The 16,411-nt window shown below is 56.9% G+C and carries 16 protein-coding genes; 7 read left to right on the top strand and 9 right to left on the bottom strand.

The window, feature by feature from the left end:
* Nucleotides 1-17: 17 nt before the first annotated feature.
* The gene (locus QO231_RS11365; RefSeq protein ID WP_316776173.1) at nt 18-1,148 is read right to left on the bottom strand and encodes a WD40 repeat domain-containing protein; all 1,131 of its coding nucleotides are present in this window, start codon (nt 1,146-1,148) and stop codon (nt 18-20) included.
* A 1-nt stretch (nt 1,149) separates the two neighbouring features.
* On the bottom strand, nt 1,150-1,428 hold the full coding sequence (locus QO231_RS11360) for a hypothetical protein (RefSeq protein ID WP_316776172.1): 279 nt from the start codon (nt 1,426-1,428) through the stop codon (nt 1,150-1,152).
* Nucleotides 1,429-1,488: 60 nt separating this feature from the next.
* Between QO231_RS11360 and QO231_RS11355 the strand changes: the two genes are divergently transcribed.
* Entirely contained in the window at nt 1,489-1,764 is a 276-nt protein-coding gene (locus tag QO231_RS11355; RefSeq protein ID WP_316776170.1) for a hypothetical protein, read from the top strand.
* 689 nt (nt 1,765-2,453) lie between these two features.
* Here QO231_RS11355 and QO231_RS11350 read toward each other — a convergent pair.
* From QO231_RS11350 to QO231_RS11330, 5 genes are all read right to left on the bottom strand, one after another.
* Nucleotides 2,454-3,026, bottom strand: a complete 573-nt coding sequence (locus tag QO231_RS11350; RefSeq protein ID WP_316776168.1) for a hypothetical protein — start codon at nt 3,024-3,026, stop codon at nt 2,454-2,456.
* A 529-nt stretch (nt 3,027-3,555) separates the two neighbouring features.
* A complete protein-coding gene (locus tag QO231_RS11345; protein ID WP_316776166.1) occupies nt 3,556-4,209 on the bottom strand; it encodes a CDP-alcohol phosphatidyltransferase family protein in 654 nt (217 codons plus the stop codon).
* Entirely contained in the window at nt 4,202-4,603 is a 402-nt protein-coding gene (locus QO231_RS11340) for a hypothetical protein (RefSeq protein ID WP_316776164.1), read from the bottom strand. The genes QO231_RS11345 and QO231_RS11340 overlap by 8 nt, the downstream gene beginning before the upstream one ends.
* Nucleotides 4,600-5,541, bottom strand: a complete 942-nt coding sequence (locus tag QO231_RS11335; RefSeq protein WP_316776162.1) for a phosphatidate cytidylyltransferase — start codon at nt 5,539-5,541, stop codon at nt 4,600-4,602. The genes QO231_RS11340 and QO231_RS11335 overlap by 4 nt, the downstream gene beginning before the upstream one ends.
* 5 nt (nt 5,542-5,546) lie before the next feature.
* Nucleotides 5,547-6,173, bottom strand: a complete 627-nt coding sequence (locus QO231_RS11330; protein WP_316776160.1) for a lysophospholipid acyltransferase family protein — start codon at nt 6,171-6,173, stop codon at nt 5,547-5,549.
* A 399-nt stretch (nt 6,174-6,572) separates the two neighbouring features.
* Here QO231_RS11330 and QO231_RS11325 point away from each other — a divergent pair, with 399 nt between their 5' ends.
* Complete coding sequence (locus QO231_RS11325; protein WP_316776158.1) at nt 6,573-6,977, top strand: hypothetical protein; 405 nt, start codon at nt 6,573-6,575, stop codon at nt 6,975-6,977.
* A 192-nt stretch (nt 6,978-7,169) separates the two neighbouring features.
* Here QO231_RS11325 and QO231_RS11320 read toward each other — a convergent pair whose 3' ends face one another.
* Nucleotides 7,170-8,696, bottom strand: coding sequence for an acyl-CoA synthetase (locus tag QO231_RS11320; RefSeq protein ID WP_316776156.1), 1,527 nt, complete (start codon nt 8,694-8,696; stop codon nt 7,170-7,172).
* Between the two features lie 524 nt (nt 8,697-9,220).
* On the opposite strand from QO231_RS11320, the gene ggt reads away from it, so the two are divergent.
* From ggt to QO231_RS11295, 5 genes are all read left to right on the top strand, one after another.
* Nucleotides 9,221-10,945 (top strand): gamma-glutamyltransferase, encoded by a 1,725-nt coding sequence (ggt, locus tag QO231_RS11315; RefSeq protein WP_316776152.1) that lies wholly within the window; start codon nt 9,221-9,223, stop codon nt 10,943-10,945.
* Between the two features lie 267 nt (nt 10,946-11,212).
* Nucleotides 11,213-12,637: a circularly permuted type 2 ATP-grasp protein gene (locus QO231_RS11310; protein WP_316776150.1), complete on the top strand. Its 1,425-nt coding sequence runs from the start codon at nt 11,213-11,215 to the stop codon at nt 12,635-12,637.
* Nucleotides 12,637-13,578 (top strand): alpha-E domain-containing protein, encoded by a 942-nt coding sequence (locus QO231_RS11305; protein ID WP_316776148.1) that lies wholly within the window; start codon nt 12,637-12,639, stop codon nt 13,576-13,578. The genes QO231_RS11310 and QO231_RS11305 overlap by 1 nt, the downstream gene beginning before the upstream one ends.
* Nucleotides 13,579-14,376 carry a transglutaminase family protein gene (locus QO231_RS11300; RefSeq protein ID WP_316776146.1) on the top strand — a complete coding sequence of 266 codons (798 nt, stop codon included), beginning with the start codon at nt 13,579-13,581 and terminating at the stop codon, nt 14,374-14,376.
* Nucleotides 14,377-14,410: 34 nt separating this feature from the next.
* Complete coding sequence (locus QO231_RS11295; protein ID WP_316776145.1) at nt 14,411-15,142, top strand: peptidase; 732 nt, start codon at nt 14,411-14,413, stop codon at nt 15,140-15,142.
* 171 nt (nt 15,143-15,313) lie between these two features.
* On the opposite strand, the gene QO231_RS11290 is transcribed toward QO231_RS11295, so the two are convergent.
* On the bottom strand, nt 15,314-16,249 hold the full coding sequence (locus tag QO231_RS11290; protein ID WP_316776144.1) for a pirin family protein: 936 nt from the start codon (nt 16,247-16,249) through the stop codon (nt 15,314-15,316).
* Between the last annotated feature and the right edge of the window lie 162 nt (nt 16,250-16,411).

Here is a 16,411-nt window from a genome sequence, read left to right as displayed (position 1 = left end):
GTATCGGTGGGGACTGACTACTTGAACATTTGCTCCGGGAAAGTGACGAGTGCAGCCTTGCCCGAGGCAAATCCGATTGCCAGATGCTCACCGGTTTTCGACCAGCTGAGACTGGTGGCTTCGGTTGCCTTTTCCTGATGCAACATCATTTCCTGCATGCTGCCGATACTTGCGATCGCCACCAGACCGTTCGCATAGCCGGTCGCGACGAGGTCGCGTGCGGGATGGGTCGCAATCACGTTGATCACGACAAAGCCCGGCTTGCCGATTGTCAGCGGTGTGCCCGGAAGGTCGTTCTCCGGCAGATCATCGGCGCTCCAACCAACCAGACGAAAGGCACCGGATGCGATCAACGCTTTGCCGGTTTCGCTAAATTCGGTGTTGCGAACCGGACTTGGAAAATCCTCGACTCGCTGCGCAGTTCCTGCCGCGCAATCCACGATGTAAAAGCTCTTGTCAGCCGATGCACAGGACAGATGGCTGCCGGATTTGCGCCAACTGATTTCGGTAATATCGCCCGCGCATCTGATGATTTTCGGAGTGGCCGATGGGTTCTGAATATCAACAAGGCTCAGCGTGTCGTCTCCCCAGGCTGCCAGAGTGCGTTCATCGGGCGAAATTGCAGAACAGGTCACCGGATGGTTCAGCCCGATTTCGGCCAGCGTGTTCATGTCTTCGGTGCTATAGATCACGATCCGATCCTGCCGGGCCAGCGCAAGAATACTGCCGGAAACGCTGCTGCAAAGCGATGTCACTGCGTCGGTCTCGGGTTTCAATCTGATGACAACCTGCCCTCCGACCGTTACTTGCTGAAGCGTTCCGTCCTGATCGACAGTCGCGAATCCTTGTGCACCAAATCTTGCAATCGGCAGGTCAGAGCACACGGCTATTTCTGGCGTTGTCAGGGGAGGAACGGAGTTCTCGCGCGGTCGTATCATCGTACGCCCCGTGTCCAACTCCATGCGCGTGCGAATTTTCGGGCTCTCTGTGTCCCTGGTTGATGCCATTGCCAGTTTGCCGCTTCGCAACCTGAAAACCACGCCGGTGTCATCAAAATTGAAACGGGTCTGAATGACGTCGCATTCCAGTGACCAGTCTCGGGCCAACAGGTCGAACAGAGATAGCCCTGAAGCGCTGTTCTCAACCATCTTACTTCTCCTTTTGCGCGGCTTCGGCAATTGCCTTGTCGACTCTGTTCATTTCCGATTCCAATGTTTCGATGCGCTCCTGACACGCTGCGAGCTGGGCTTGGGTGTCTTCTTGAGCGATAATCGTTTCCTCGGTGTCCGGCTCCTTCATCAGAAGAACCTTGTGCCCGCTAAGCCGTTGCAAGAACTGCAGATGTTTCGCATTCTCCTGCGAAAGATGGCCGATAAGGTGCATGCGCTGCTCAAACAGTCCGGTGAGAGTATTGGATTGACCAGACATTCAGTTTTTTCCTATCGAATGTTGGATCGGTCCAAAACCTGACTGAGCGAGGGTCGCCACATGCCGGATGCGAACGCAACACAGCGGTTCTTTTCGAGCCTGGAAAAGGTCAGTTCCGAAATCGCAGGGGCCGACAGTGCCGTCTCCATTGCAGCCAAAGATGCTGCCCAAAATCCCAACCCGATCACCTTTGTCCGGGCACAGGAAGAACTGGCGCAACTGCCGGAGGATCTGCGCGACACGATACTGAGCGACTTGCATTCGCGAATGCGCAATGACGTGGAAGCGATATGGGACAACTTGCCCAACAGCCCCAAGACGCGCCGGCGCAATTGATCCGCGTCCCACTTGAACTGTCGCGATCAAAGCCGCCAAAGTCGGCCACGGTCTTCTCATCCTATCCCCCACACCAAGCCATCACCGGGCGATGTCACCTTTGGTGTTTCATGACGGCTTTCGGATGCATTTCGGCCCTGTGGCCAGCACAGTTTCAAAACACAAAGCTGGCCATCGACAGCCTACAGAGTAGCACTGCGTGAGCACTGCACAAAGAGAAAGCAGGGAACGATCCGCCTTGTTTTTATAGTTTTTTCCGGCCGGAATCGCTGTTCGTTACAGTTCGTTACGAGATGTAAACCAGAACGGTTTCATTATTTTACAAGTTGGAAATTAGCATCAGGAGCCGCCTCCGAATACCGAATCGTGCTTTGACAACTTCGCGCCACCATTCCCTCGCGAGAGCGGGCGTTTTGCTGATGGCAATTCAAGACGCGGCGAGTGGTACAGGTTGGCGATGGAACGTTTCGCGGTTGCAATAGGCGCACCACGAACCCTTCAGCCCAGCAGTGTGACCCCCCGTTCCGGCTTTCGGTGCGTCGATTATCGCCTGCGATTCAACGGGCACGCCCGCAATCCAGCCTGACCTGAAAACATGATCCACACCATAAAGGCTGCGCATTGGTCGAATATCCACGACCACCTTTTTCGTGGTCGGAGCGATGGGGTAGTTAGGTGTCGGATTTCAGCTATTCAGGCGCCAGGCCCTTGGCCTGCGCAATCCATTTGTCGCGTTCGATCCGGCCTCTGAAATTCAGTTGTTGGTCGATCTCTGTCGCCTTTTCCGGGCTCCAGCCCGCAATCTGCTCAAAGCGAAAAATGCCGATTCCATTTAGTTTCTCTTCCAGCTTCGGACCTATCCCATCGATCTGCTTGAGGTCGTCCACATCTCCGTCTTGTGCCTTGGCAGGCAAATCAGGCTGTGTCCCTGTCTGTTCCTCCGAGTGCAGGGTTGATCTGATCGGCACCGTCGAAGGTTCCTCTATTGGTTGGCGTACGGGCCCCGTTGGCTCCTCGGTGCTGTTCAGATCCGAACGGAACGCCGCCTTGAAGCCTTCAAACGGCCCCCAATGGTCGGCATTGAAACCGCATATGTAGATCTGGGAAAACACAGCGATTGCAACAGCAGCGGCGGTCCCGATCAAAGCGGCAAAAATTGCCGGGACACTATCACTAATGACCACAGCCAATCCGATCCCGATCAAGCCGCCAAGTATCCAACAAATGGCAATATATAGAGCAGAATTCTTGGTGCCAGACATGACAAACGCCTCCCTTAACTTCCCAAATCCCTCGGCGTTTCCCAAGGCGAACGCCGCAGCTCTGATGTTGACGCCACAATGCCCGCCGATCAAGCCCTTTGGGGAACTCTTGCAATTTCAGCCCCGCAAGATGGATTCGCACAGCGAATCGTGCCGGGGCTTTGCGCCGACTGCTTTCCGACCCATGGTAACTGGACGGGGTGGCGTCATGATCCGGGGCGAAAAGCACTGGCATTGGCATGCCGTGGTCAGCGCCACCGACATACTTGACATTCTGGTGCAAGCTCGCCGGAAGGACCGATCCATCAGGCGTAAAGGTGTCTGGTCTACATGATGGGTTCCAATCCTGACGCGGGCAGGTGTCCGCCTTCACCGACCGCCCGAAAAAGAGCCGCCTCAGTTCGTGAATGATATGGCTGCGCCGACAAACCGAGAGTTTGAAGCGCGCCGGGTCGGCAAATCCTTGGTCGAGAAAATCAACCTGACAGTATGCGCGAAGGTCAGCCGTGAAGGCTGATCTGGACTTGCGTCACGAGCTCTTCCCCTGGAGAAGGCTCTTACGAATATCATAGGCGCGACGTACGGATGTTGCGATTGCTCCGACAACCACAGCCCACAACGCAATGGTCAGTATCGTGCCCGGAGTCAGCAAGAGCGGTTCGAACATCGCCAGAAACGCGGCACCGGTGATCAGCGCCATGCGGTGCTGCTTGGCCATTGGTCCGGAGAAGTTCGGCGAAAGTCCGATGCTGGTTCCCAGTTCACGGGTATAGGCGGTCAATACGGCCATCGTCGCAGCAGCAAATCCCAGTGCGGGCGATCCAACGCCAAGCCCCACGCCCGCAAAGATGAGAATGTCAGCGATGCGATCGGGATATTCGTTCCAGAATGGCCCGTCCGGCGCACTTTTTCCGGCCTCAATTGCGACCATTCCGTCAAAAAGGTTGCACAGCAGGCGCAGTTGGCAGGCCAGCGCGGACAGGACAAGCAAGCCGCCTGTCAAGATGACATTGGTCGTCAGCCCTGTCATCCAGAACGCCCCGCCAGCGATGAGGGCTGCTCCGATACTGGCCTGCGAAATCTGGTTCGGTGTGATGGCGCGCGCAGCCAGAAAGCCGGCACACCTTTTGGCCCAATTCGTATTGCGGCTTTCCAGAGGGCGGCGGTTATTCAGATCACTCATGTTGTTCTTCTCTCGCCCTGCGCTGGCTCATGAAATTGTAGGTGAGAATATAGGAGGCCGACACCAGCAAGGGCACTGCGATTGTTTTGGCGATTTCGGGCGTTCCGGCCAACATATGCGCGATGATCAGCAGAATTGCCGAGGCCGATGATGCGATCAGTGCGGGTGCTACATGTCCTATGCCCTGAGAGAACGTTGGACGCAACCAGTCGACTGTCCGCTTGAGAAACAGCGTCAAGCCCGCCGAGATACTGCCCTGCACCAAGCCAGCCGGCAAGGGTCCGGGCATCGGGTGCGCCGCATTTGCATAGATCGCCCAGCCACCCATCGCAAGAAACGCAAACGCGACATGCAGCGGGGTGCTTTTTAGCGCGGCTGACAAGGCGTTGTTCAATGAACGTCCCAATAAAAGCGCACGATGTGAAAGAAGATCGGGGCGGAAAAGATGACCGAATCCAGCCGGTCGATGAAGCCGCCATGGCCCGCGATCAGATGACCCCAATCCTTGACGCCGCGATCCCGTTTGATCGCAGACATGACCAACCCGCCCAGGAAGCCCATGATGGTGATGACAACGGACATCCCGATTGCCTGTAGCACGGTGAACGGCGTGATCCAGTAGAGCGAAGCCCCCAGTGCACTGGCCGTTGCCACGCCGCCGATCAGGCCTTCCCAGGTTTTTGAGGGTGACACCTTGGGCGCGATCTTGTGTTTCCCAAGCAGCTTGCCCCAGACGTATTGGAACACATCGCTGGATTGAACGACGACCACGAGGAAGAAGATAAGAAACAGGTTCCGCCCTTCGAAACCCGGAATGTCCAAGCTGAGCAGCGCAGGCACGTGAGACACACAGAAGACACTGATCATCAACGCCCACTGCGCTTCGGCGATGCGCACCAGAAAATTATCGGTCTCGCCGCTGAACATGGAAAATATTGGCATCAACAAGAATGCGTAGACCGGGATGAAGATTGAATAGAATCCATACCAGTTCATGCCAACCGCGATGAATTGCACCGGCAGAACAAGGAACGCGGCGGCTGCGATGGCCCAATGGTCCGCGATCTCGATGTTTGTCAGCGTCAAAAATTCGCGCAGTGCCGCAAATGAGCAGATCGCGAAAAGAACGACAACACCGGTCTTGCCTGCCAAAAATGCCAATGCGGTCAGCGCCACCATGGCCCACCACGCATTGATGCGGGCATTCAGGTTATCAACCGTCAGGCTGGGACCGTCCGGCCCCGATTTGAACACCAGGTATCGCCCGATGCCCGTGGCAACCACGAGCACGGCCAGCACACAACCCAGCAGAAAGAGAAAGCTGTCTGCCATATCACCTATTCCCTCGCCGTTTCCGACAGTGCCAGCAACGTTGATTGGGCGCGTTCCAGAAAGTCGGCCTTGGTTTCGTCCTGTTGCACCCGCATCGGCTGCCCGAAGGTGATCGTACAGACCAGAGGGATCGGAATGAGCTTTCCCTTTGGCATCACTCTGTTCAGATTCTCGATCCAGACTGGCACCAGGTCAATGTCGGGCCTCTGTTTGGCGAGATGAAACAGTCCGGTCTTGAACGGGAGCAGGGGCGTTTGCGTCATGTTGCGGGTCCCTTCAGGGAACAGGATCAGACTATCACCCGCCTGCAGCGCATCTGCCATTTGCTGCACGGGATCGCCAGCGCGTGTTTCAGGGTTGCGATCAATCAGGACGGCATTGAACACAGACCTGCCGATGAATGTTTTCAGTTTGGTCGTGAGCCAATAATCGGCGGCGGCAACCGGGCGGGTTTTGTTTCGAAGCTTGCCGGGCAGGACGGACCAGATCAGGACAAAATCACCATTGCTGGCGTGGTTTGCAAAATAGACGCGCTGTTCAGGGACAGGGTCCGAACCCAACCAGATCGCGCGCACCGCCGTGATCAGCCGTGCAAAAATAATGATCAACAAGGCGACAAGGCGAGCAAACATCAACCGAATTTGCGGTAAGGCAAGCGGGAAGGCAACCGAAATAGCGGTCGAGATCTGCCCACTGTCCTGCATGCATTAAGAGGCAGGCTCGGGCTTTCATAAATGGATGCCGCATAAACGGTCAGCGGTCAAAATGTTTGTTGGATTCGATATTCCGAATCCCAAATGATCGGAGAAAACAAACCCCCAAGCTTGCCGACGCGTGTGGCAACAAACTGCGAAACATCGCAAGTATGTCGGCGCGTCAAAAAAATTACCCGATGCAGTTGAAGGACGCTATGATCTTGCACGCCACCGACAAAGGGATTGGTAGGCGCGAATATCAGTCAATTCAAAGAGAAGAAGGCATTCTGTCTGAGAGCGTCAGTTCGGAATGATCTAACCCGAGGAGAAGCCTCAATGATCAAACTTATTGGAATTGCGCTGTCGCTGTGTGTTGCCAGTACAGCCCAAGCAGAGATTCTGGCATCCTACTACACGACCATCGGACCCGCTGACCGGGTCAATTCCAGCGGCGCGCCATTGACGGATTTCGGCGCGATTCTGCAACAGGACCGCGCCAACGCGCATCGTTTTGGCCGCCCGAATCCAGGTGACGAGCGTGATCCGTTCTTTGGTGTTCGCAAAATGCGAGCAGCGATACCAACACTTTTCGCGCGTGGGGGCAACGGTGGCGACTATTGGAGGATTCAGGCCAACAGCCCTTACGATATCACAATTTTGGTGTTCATTTGCGGCTCGGGCGGACGCCCGGCGTACCTGAAGGTGAACCCGGCGGACGGAGACGGCTATTCTGGCTGTTAGAGCGTTTCGCGCGAAACGCCCAAAGCGGTTCAGTCAAGGGAGTGGCCAACTTTGGTGCACAGCACAGACCTTCGGACATTGCCAGGAAGTCCGCCGGATTGTGAAGCAGCGCCGAAGCTCGACCCTGTTGGAACGCAGGATATGGATACCCGTCCGGTCAGGAGCAGATGTCGGGACAATCGGCCTGAAACATCATGGCCAGTAGGTTTCCTTCAGCGTTCGCTTCATCAACTTTCCGGTTTCGGTGCGCGGCATGTCGGTCCGGAAATCGATGCTCTTGGGGCATTTGATTGTACTCATGGCTGCGCGGCACCAGCGGATCAATTCGGCTTCTAGCTCCGGAGTTGCCACGTCAGGGTCCATCAATTGAACCACCGCCTTGACCGCTTCGCCCAAATCCCCGTCCGGCACTCCGAAAACGGCCGCATCGGCAACCGCGGGATGGATGATGAGGCGGTCTTCGGTTTCCTGCGGATAGACATTCACCCCTCCGGAGATAATGGTATAGGCACGCCGATCGGTCAGGAAGAGATAGCCATCCTCGTCCAAATACCCGACATCCCCCAATGTCGACCAGCCCTGAGGGTGATGCGCCTTGGCGGTCTTTTCGGGGTCGTTGTGATACTCGAAGGCCAGACCTGAATCGAAAAAGACATCGCCAATCGCGTTGGGCGGCAGCGGTTCGCCTGCCTCGTCGGTGATCCAGATGCGCCCTAGCATGGATCGCCCGACCGTACCGGGCCGTGTCAACCACTCCTCAGATGTACAGATCGTCACGCCATTGCCCTCGGTACCGCCATAATACTCCAGAACGATGGGCCCCCACCAGTTGATTATCCTTTGTTTGATCTCGACGGGGCAGGGGGCCGCGACGTGGATCGCCGAGCGCAGACTGGACAGGTCGTACCGGCTGCGGTTCTCTTCTGGCAGTTTGAGAATGCGCACGAACATCGTCGGCACGACCTGCGTATGGGTGACTCCGAATTCCTCGATTGCAGACAGGAACGCTTTGGGCTCGAATTTCTCCATGACCACGACTTTGGCTCCGTACATCAATGCCGTCGCGGCGACAGCCAGCGGCGCGGAGTGATACAGAGGCGCGGGCGCGAGATAGGTACTGTCCGTTGTCATATTCGCCAGTTTCAGGCAGACCACCTCCATCATCGGGTGCGCGCCTTCGATCGGGGCGTTTTCCATCGGTCGCTTGATGCCCTTGGGCCGCCCGGTGGTGCCGGAAGAATAGAGCATCGGCGCCCCTTTGGCTTCATCGCCGATGCGTTCGGAGGGAAAGGAGGCGCGGAAGGGTTCCCATTGGCGAAAGCCCTCGATCTCTGTCTCCAGCATGAAACAGGCAACATCCGGGCCCAGATCGGCGCGAAGGGCGGACGCCGTTTCTACAGTGCCGGGCGAGGCGACAAAGATCCTGGCATCGCAGTCGCGGATGATGTAGCTGGCTTCTTCTGGCCCCAGATACCGGCTGACAAAGGTAAAATAGAGCCCTGCTCGCTGGGCCGCGAAGAGTAGTTCAAAGAAATCGAGCCGGTTCTCGAGCAGGAAAGCCACATGGTCGCCACGCTGTAAACCCAGTGCGCGAAACGCTTGGGCCGCCTGGTTGGAACGGTCTTCGAGTTCAAGGAATGTCAGGCTGAGGCCAGAATTTGCCATGACGACCGCAGTTCTATCGGGTGTCAGCGCAGCCTGGATATGAATGTGGCTCATGTGACGTCCCTTGCACTCTGCATATCGCACCGGGTGTTCCGTGAAGGTATTGCCAGTTTGATCGAAGGTCGATCAGCGCTTGCCAAGGTAATGCGGCGCTTGGGCAAGGTTAAGTGGTCCAGCGTGATCCAACAAGAGTTTCGTCACCATCTGGCTCCGAGTTCGCAAGAAGCGTTCTGTCATGTCCCATCGGCGCACCAGCAATCAAGAACATGGAAGGTCCAGCCGGTGCATTTGGCTCTGAACGGCCCAAGTGCGCGGTGGAACACCGAACATCGAATGCTTGAACTCTTGGATCAGCAACGTCAGGCCCACACAGGCCTTCACTACACTTGCGCCGCCGCTTGAATTCCGGTGCATCGCAAAACGAAAGGCGGGTCATTCGAGAAAAGCGCACCGAGACCTTTCAGGGCAGTGCCCGGGTCGCGGAAGCCGAGGTTCTTCAGAACGTTCTGACGCCGCAGTTGCACCTTTGACGCGAAACTGCAACGCTCAAGACACGCATGACAAATGGGAGGGACTCAATGAGACACATTTTTACAGGGGCTGTATGCTTCGCGATGACAGCGGCACCCGCGCTGCACGCACAAGAAGCGGCGATTTTCTCCGGGAGCGACCGCGTACACCCGGTGTATGCAGAAAACGGAATGGTTTCGGCGCAAGAAGCTGTGGCTGCGCAGATCGGCCTCGACATCCTGAAGGCAGGCGGCAATGCCGTTGACGCAGGTGTCGCGGTGGCCTTTGCGCTGGCGGTAACTCTCCCGCGAGCCGGTAATATCGGTGGCGGCGGCTTCATGATCATTCATGACGCGGAGACCGGTGAGACCAAGGCCATAGACTATCGCGAAATGGCACCTTCAACCGCTGATCGCGACATGTTTCTCGACGCCGAGGGCAATGCCGACAGCGAACTTTCCCGCTTCACGGGTCTGGCCGTCGGTGTGCCCGGAACGGTTGCCGGTATGCAGATGGCGCTCGAAAACTACGGTAGCATGACACTCGCCGAAGTCATCGAACCGGCGATACTGCTCGCCCGCGACGGTATCGCGGTGACGCCCGGACTTGCCGACAGCCTCAAGGGGCTCGAGGCCCGGCTCAAGAAGTGGCCGTCCTCGGAGAGCATCTTCTACAAGGAAGGCGGCGGTTTCTACGAGCCCGGCGAGGCGCTGGTTCAGGCAGATCTCGCCAATACCCTTCAGAAGATCGCAGATGAAGGCCCGGACGGATTCTACAAAGGCGAAACGGCGGCGAAAATCGCCGAAGCGGTGCAGGCCGCCGGTGGCCGGATGACCGTCGAGGACATGGCCGGCTACACGCCGGTTCTGCGCGATCCGGTCCGTGGCACCTATCGCGGCTACGAAATCGTCTCGATGCCGCCGCCCAGTTCGGGTGGTGCACATATCATCCAGATCCTCAACGTCCTTGAGGACTATCCGATTTCGTTCCTCGGCCACAATTCCGCCGACACAATTCATCTGATGGCCGAGGCGATGAAACGCGCCTATGCCGACCGTTCGGAATACCTTGGCGACAGTGATTTCGTGGATGTGCCTCTGGCAGAGATCACCTCCAAAACCTACGCCGCCGACATCCGCACCGGGATCAGCCTCAACGCGGCCACCCCGTCGGTCACCATCAAACCGGGCGATCTTGCGCCCTACGAGTCCGACCAGACCACCCATTTCTCGATCGTGGACAAGGATGGCAATGCCGTTTCCAACACCTACACGATCAATTTCTCCTATGGCTCGGGAATGGTTGCCGATGGCACCGGCGTTCTCCTGAACAACGAGATGGACGACTTTGCCGCCAAGCCCGGCGTGCCCAATGCCTATGGCCTGATTGGAGGGGATGCCAATGCCGTCGAGGGCGGCAAGCGGCCGCTGTCGTCGATGTCGCCGACGATCGTGATGAAGGACGGAGAGGTGTTCATGGTGACCGGTTCGCCCGGCGGCTCGCGCATCATCACAACCACGTTGCAGGTCATCATGAACGTAATCGATCATGGGATGAACGTTGCCGAGGCGTCCTTTGCGCCCCGTATCCACCACCAGTGGTTGCCGGATGAAATCCGGATCGAGGATGGCATCAGCGCCGACACCATCGGCTTGCTCGAACAGCGGGGTCACAAGGTGAGCGAACAATCCGTGATGGGCTCGACCCAGTCGATCCTCATGGACAAGGAAAGCGGATACATCTTTGGCGCCTCGGACCCTCGTCGTGTCGACGCGGCGACCCTGGGGCACTGATCCTCGACATAAAAATGCCCCGGCGACTCCGCCGGGGCAACCTTGCCCCACCTGGCAGGCGGTCGTCCAACTTCCCCGTATTCGTCTATTCTCTCTAGGCCACATTTCCCGAAGAGGAGAGCATCGTCGAACCTTGCTCCGTAAGGTGAGAGCGTGCGGCCATCTTGGTGTGAGCCAGTATCGATCCCTAACCGAAACCCAGAGTCCGTGGCATTCACCATTGCGTTGCAAAGTTGCTATGTTCTGGCAAAGCTGTAGTGTTCGAGGATGAATTTGGAACATACTCACTTCAGCGAGATGCAGGCGCCCGAGGGTGTACGGCAACCGTATGTGCACTACGCGGACTGGTTTTCCGGGCAGGATGCGAAACGATTGGCGAAAAAGGCAGCCCAGGCGGAAGCATTCTTTCGCCGGACCGGGATAACCTTCAACGTCTATGGCGACAACGATGGTGAGGAACGGCTAATTCCATTCGATTTGGTCCCGCGTATCGTGTCCAGCCGGGAGTGGTCAAAAATCTCCAAAGGCATCGACCAACGTGTGCGCGCGATCAACGCATTCCTGCATGACATCTATCACCGGCAGGAGATATTGCGCGCTGGCGTCGTCCCGATTGAACTGATCGCCCGCAACGACGCCTTCTTACCGCAGATGATGGATTTCAGCCCGCCAGGCGATGTTTACACCCATATCGTCGGGACAGACATCGTACGTACCGGCGAAGATGATTTTTTCGTGCTTGAGGACAATGCGCGCACGCCATCCGGTGTCAGCTACATGCTGGAAAATCGCGAGACGATGTTGCAGATGTTTCCTGAACTTTTCAGCAAAATCAGGGTGCAACAGGTTGGTGACTATCCCAAGAGCCTCCGCCGCTCGCTCGCCGCTTCGGCGCCGGCGTCTTGCACGGGGCGACCTTGTGTTGCGGTGCTGACGCCCGGGATTCACAATTCGGCCTATTACGAACATAGTTTTCTGGCTGACCAGATGGGTGTCGAACTGGTAGAAGGCCATGATTTGCGTGTTGTGGATGGCCATATCGCAATGCGTACGACCCGCGGCTACAGAGTGATCGATGTGCTCTACCGCCGCGTTGATGATGACTTTCTTGATCCGTTGACCTTCAATCCCAAATCCATGCTGGGCGTGCCGGGCATCATGGATGTCTATCGCGCTGGTAACATCACAATTGCCAACGCCCCCGGCACCGGCGTCGCGGATGACAAGGCGATCTACAGCTACATGCCGGATATCATCGAGTTTTACACTGGTGAACGCGCGATTCTGAAGAACGTTGAAACCCACCGGTGTTCAGAATCGCAAGCGCTGCAATACGTACTCGACAACCTTGCCGACCTGGTCGTGAAAGAAGTGCATGGCTCGGGCGGCTATGGCATGTTGGTCGGCCCTGCCGCCAGCAGGCATGAACTTTCGGAATTTGCAGAAAAACTCAAAGCTCGGCCGCACAACTATATCGCGCAACCTACACTGTCATTGTCGACGGTGCCGATTTTCACCAAAAAGGGCCTTGCACCACGCCATGTCGATCTGCGGCCTTTTGCGCTTGTCTCACCCAATGGCGTCGACATCACACCCGGCGGCCTGACCCGTGTGGCGCTCAAAGAGGGCAGCCTGGTCGTCAATTCAAGCCAGGGTGGCGGCACCAAAGATACCTGGGTATTGGAAGACTGATGCTGGGAAAAACCGCAGGGGGTCTGTATTGGATGTTCCGCTCACTTGAGCGGGCGGAAAACACGACGCGTCTTATCGAAGCGGGCTTTCGCATCGCACTGACACGGTCCACGGACGCCGAGGCTGAATGGAAATCCGTGATTGTCACGTCGGCCGCGCAGTCGGCTTACGAAGCGACGTACGACGGCTACGATAGTGCCCGGGTTACCAACTTTCTCTTGCGTGATACTGATAATCCCGGCTCCGTTTTCTCGGCGGTCAAATCGGCCCGTGACAATGCCCGGCTCGTGCGCACGGCGCTCACGTCGGAGGTTTGGGTGGCGGTCAATGAAACATGGATGTTGCTTTGTGACATATTGAAGCATCCGGTCAAGGAAACGGAGCTTCCAGAACTACTGGCCGCGATCCGCCAGCAATGTGCTTTTGTGCGTGGCGCCCTGACCGGCACGATGCTGCGCAAAGACACCTACCATTTCTGCCAGATTGGCATTTTCATAGAACGCGCCGACAACACCGCGCGGATCATTGACGTAAAATATCACGCCCTGCTGCCTGCATCCTCGTTTGTGGGGGGCAGGCTCGATAACGTGCAGTGGGAAACCCTGCTGCGCTCGGTGTCTGCGCATCGGTCGTTCCGCTGGGCGGTGGAAGAGGGTTATACTGCTCCGGCAATTGCAAGTTTCCTGATACTTGACCGGAGAATGCCGCGCTCGTTGTTGTTCTGCATGGACGAAATCGTGGCCAACCTTGGCAACCTGGCTGATAGCTATGGCGGGCGGTGCGCCAGCCATGGGTTGGCCGACACGTTGTGTGCACGTCTTGACAACCGCGATATCTCCTCGATCTTTGATGAAGGTCTGCATGAATTTCTGGGGTCCGTGATCCGCGATACTGCAACCCTCGGTCAGCAGATCGAGCAGGACTACAGGTTCAACAACTAGATGCAGCTTCATGTAAATCATACGACGCGGTACAACTACGATCAGCCTGTTGATTACGCGCTGCAAAAGGTTCGACTGCATCCGCTGCCATCACCTCTGCAGGATATCTCTGATTGGGAGATGGTCGTGGAAGGCGGAAAAATTGAAGCCAGTTACCTGGATCACTATGGCAATCACACCGATCTGGTCAGTATCGAGCCCGGCGCGCAGGTCTTGACCATCTCTGCGGCCGGCACCGTCACCACCCGTGACACAGCTGGTGTGCTGGGCAAGGTTTACGGCTGCGCCCCGCTTTGGCATTTCGCGCAGGCCACCGCGCTTACGAGTCCAGGTGACCGTGTCCAGGCGCTTGCCAAAGTGCTGGGTCAAAGTGACTCTGATCTGGCCGGGTTGCACGCCCTTTCCGCCGCAGTATTGCAAGCTACACCCTATCAAACAGGCGAAACAAATACGGACACCACAGCCGAAGAGGCGCTGAAGATTGGACATGGCGTGTGTCAGGACCATGCCCATATTTTCGTGGCAGCGGCCCGCGATGCGGGCATTCCGGCACGCTATGTCAGCGGCTATCTGATGATCAACGATCAGATTGACCAGGACGCAAGCCATGCGTGGGCCGAAGCTCATCTGGATGATCTGGGCTGGGTCGGCTTTGACGTGTCCAACGGTGTCGCTCCGGATGAGAAATATGTGCGTATCGCCATCGGTCGCGATGCGCGTGACGCGGCCCCTATTTCCGGTATGCGGATCGGCGTATCGGACGAAGCGATGATTGTAACTTTGCAGGTGCAGCAGTAAGCAAGCCTGAACACAATTCAAATGGCGAACTGAAATGACATATTGCGTTGGCATGCGGATCAAACGCGGTCTTGTATTTATTTCCGATACCCGCACAAGTGCAGGTGTCGATAACTTTTCGGTCAGCCGGAAAATGTTTACCTGGACTGTTCCGGGTGAGCGCAAGATCACCATCATGACGGCTGGCAACCTTGCAACAACGCAATCCATGATAAGCCTGCTAGAAGAACGCTCAAAATCAGCCGAGGAGCGCGACCCCAGTATCTTGCGTCAGGCAACAATGTTCCAAATCGCGCGGCTGGTTGGCACAACGCTCAAAGAAGTCATCGCCGCCAGCAGCCCCGCTGGACAAACCTCCGAGGATCAGTTCAGGGCATCCGTCATCGTGGGGGGGCAGATCGAGGGTGGGCAGCCCACAATCTTCCTGATCTACCCCGAGGGCAATTTTATCGAGATCACCGAAGACACTCCGTTTTTCCAGATCGGTGAAACCAAGTACGGCAAACCCATCCTGGTGCGCGCCTATGACCCCGATCTCAGCTTTGATGCCGCCGTGAAGCTGCTACTCGTTTCATTTGATTCCACCGTCAAAGCCAACCTGGGGGTCGGACTGCCATTCGACGTCGAAGTATACGAAACCGATTCCTTCAGCTCGGATCGCAAGAAGCGTATAGAAGCCACCGATGAGATATTCCAAAGCATCTCCGCGAATTGGGGTGACGCTCTCAGGGAAGCCTTTCGAAAGTTGCCGAGCTATTCGATCTAAAGCGTTTCGCGCAAAACCTGACTCTCCTGACACTGCCTGAATCATAGATTTCAACGCGTTAGGTGATACCATATGACCCAAGTCATACGCGAAACGCCTTGATTGGATGATTCGAGCCAAGAAAGCCGCAGTCAGGAACTTGGCGATACCAACGGAAGAATTAGGTCGAGGTCAGTCGGGCAGTGGGATGAACTCATCCCGATCATCGGCTGGCAGGTCAAACAAGCCGTCACCCCAGCGGGTCGCGCGCCATTCTTCTTTCGCCGCTTCGATCTTGTCCTTGCTGGAAGCCACAAAGTTCCACCACACATGACGTGGACCGTTCAATGTGGCTCCACCAAGCGCCATCAGTCGCGCGCCCTGCGAACCCGCCGAGACGGTGATGCTATCGCCGGGACGAAACACCATCATCTGCCCGGCGTCAAATTCCTGACCGGCAATGCTGACCGACCCTTGGGTGATGTAGAGACCGCGATCTTCGTGATCATCGGGCAACGGGAAACGCGCGCCTGCTTGCAGGGTGACGTCAAGATAGAATGTCTCCGAAAACATCGTCGCCGGGGCGCTCTCGCTGTAGGCCGTGCCGAGGATCAGCTTGGCGTTGACACCGTCGGCCTCGATCTCGGGGATGGCGTCTTTGCCGTGGTGTTCAAAGATCGGACCCATGTCTTCCTTGTCCTCCGGCAGGGCCATCCAGGTCTGAATTCCGAATAGCGAATGCGGCCCGCTGCGTCCCTCATCCGAGGTCCGCTCGGAATGGGTCACGCCTTTGCCAGCTACCATCCAGTTGAGTGCGCCGGGGCGGATGATCTGGTCCGTGCCGATGCTGTCGCGATGATGGAAATCGCCTTGGTAGAGATATGTGACGGTGCCCAACCCGATATGAGGATGCGGGCGCACATCGATGCCTTGCCCTGCAAGGAACTCGGCCGGACCCGCCTGATCGAAGAATATGAACGGGCCGACCATCTGGCGTTTTGGTGCAGGCAGCGCGCGCTTGACTTCGAACCCGCCAAGGTCGCGCGCACGGGGAATAATCAGAGTCTCAATGGCGTCTACGCCGATTTCATCGGGGCAGCCTGGGGCCAGTGCGGGGTTCCAGCTCATCATATTCTCCTGTCTGTTTGTTTCGTATATGGGGTGTCGGTGCGTTGCTGAAAACCCTTCTTGTGTTCCGCCCAACAAACCGCGGGGCGCGTCTCGGCGGTCCAAACCGTTCAATCAGACGCCTCGTTCTGATCATGTCTGGTGGCGATCTGGTCTATGCAA

Source organism: Sedimentitalea todarodis (assembly GCF_032595355.1).
Classification (GTDB): Bacteria; Pseudomonadota; Alphaproteobacteria; order Rhodobacterales; family Rhodobacteraceae; genus Sedimentitalea; species Sedimentitalea todarodis.
The sequence above is the reverse complement of the archived record's forward strand: the minus strand, read 5'-3'. Positions and strand labels throughout refer to the sequence as shown.

Bases quoted from the DNA above. Each gene is read 5' to 3' on its own strand.
- QO231_RS11365 (WP_316776173.1), bottom strand. From the start codon at position 1,148: ATGGTTGAGAACAGCGCTTCAGGGCTATCTCTGTTCGACCTGTTGGCC.
- QO231_RS11360 (WP_316776172.1), bottom strand. From the start codon at position 1,428: ATGTCTGGTCAATCCAATACTCTCACCGGACTGTTTGAGCAGCGCATG.
- QO231_RS11355 (WP_316776170.1), top strand. From the start codon at position 1,489: ATGCCGGATGCGAACGCAACACAGCGGTTCTTTTCGAGCCTGGAAAAG.
- QO231_RS11350 (WP_316776168.1), bottom strand. From the start codon at position 3,026: ATGTCTGGCACCAAGAATTCTGCTCTATATATTGCCATTTGTTGGATA.
- QO231_RS11345 (WP_316776166.1), bottom strand. From the start codon at position 4,209: ATGAGTGATCTGAATAACCGCCGCCCTCTGGAAAGCCGCAATACGAAT.
- QO231_RS11335 (WP_316776162.1), bottom strand. From the start codon at position 5,541: ATGGCAGACAGCTTTCTCTTTCTGCTGGGTTGTGTGCTGGCCGTGCTC.
- QO231_RS11330 (WP_316776160.1), bottom strand. From the start codon at position 6,173: ATGTTTGCTCGCCTTGTCGCCTTGTTGATCATTATTTTTGCACGGCTG.
- QO231_RS11325 (WP_316776158.1), top strand. From the start codon at position 6,573: ATGATCAAACTTATTGGAATTGCGCTGTCGCTGTGTGTTGCCAGTACA.
- QO231_RS11320 (WP_316776156.1), bottom strand. From the start codon at position 8,696: ATGAGCCACATTCATATCCAGGCTGCGCTGACACCCGATAGAACTGCG.
- ggt (WP_316776152.1), top strand. From the start codon at position 9,221: ATGAGACACATTTTTACAGGGGCTGTATGCTTCGCGATGACAGCGGCA.
- QO231_RS11310 (WP_316776150.1), top strand. From the start codon at position 11,213: ATGAATTTGGAACATACTCACTTCAGCGAGATGCAGGCGCCCGAGGGT.
- QO231_RS11305 (WP_316776148.1), top strand. From the start codon at position 12,637: ATGCTGGGAAAAACCGCAGGGGGTCTGTATTGGATGTTCCGCTCACTT.
- QO231_RS11300 (WP_316776146.1), top strand. From the start codon at position 13,579: ATGCAGCTTCATGTAAATCATACGACGCGGTACAACTACGATCAGCCT.
- QO231_RS11295 (WP_316776145.1), top strand. From the start codon at position 14,411: ATGACATATTGCGTTGGCATGCGGATCAAACGCGGTCTTGTATTTATT.
- QO231_RS11290 (WP_316776144.1), bottom strand. From the start codon at position 16,249: ATGAGCTGGAACCCCGCACTGGCCCCAGGCTGCCCCGATGAAATCGGC.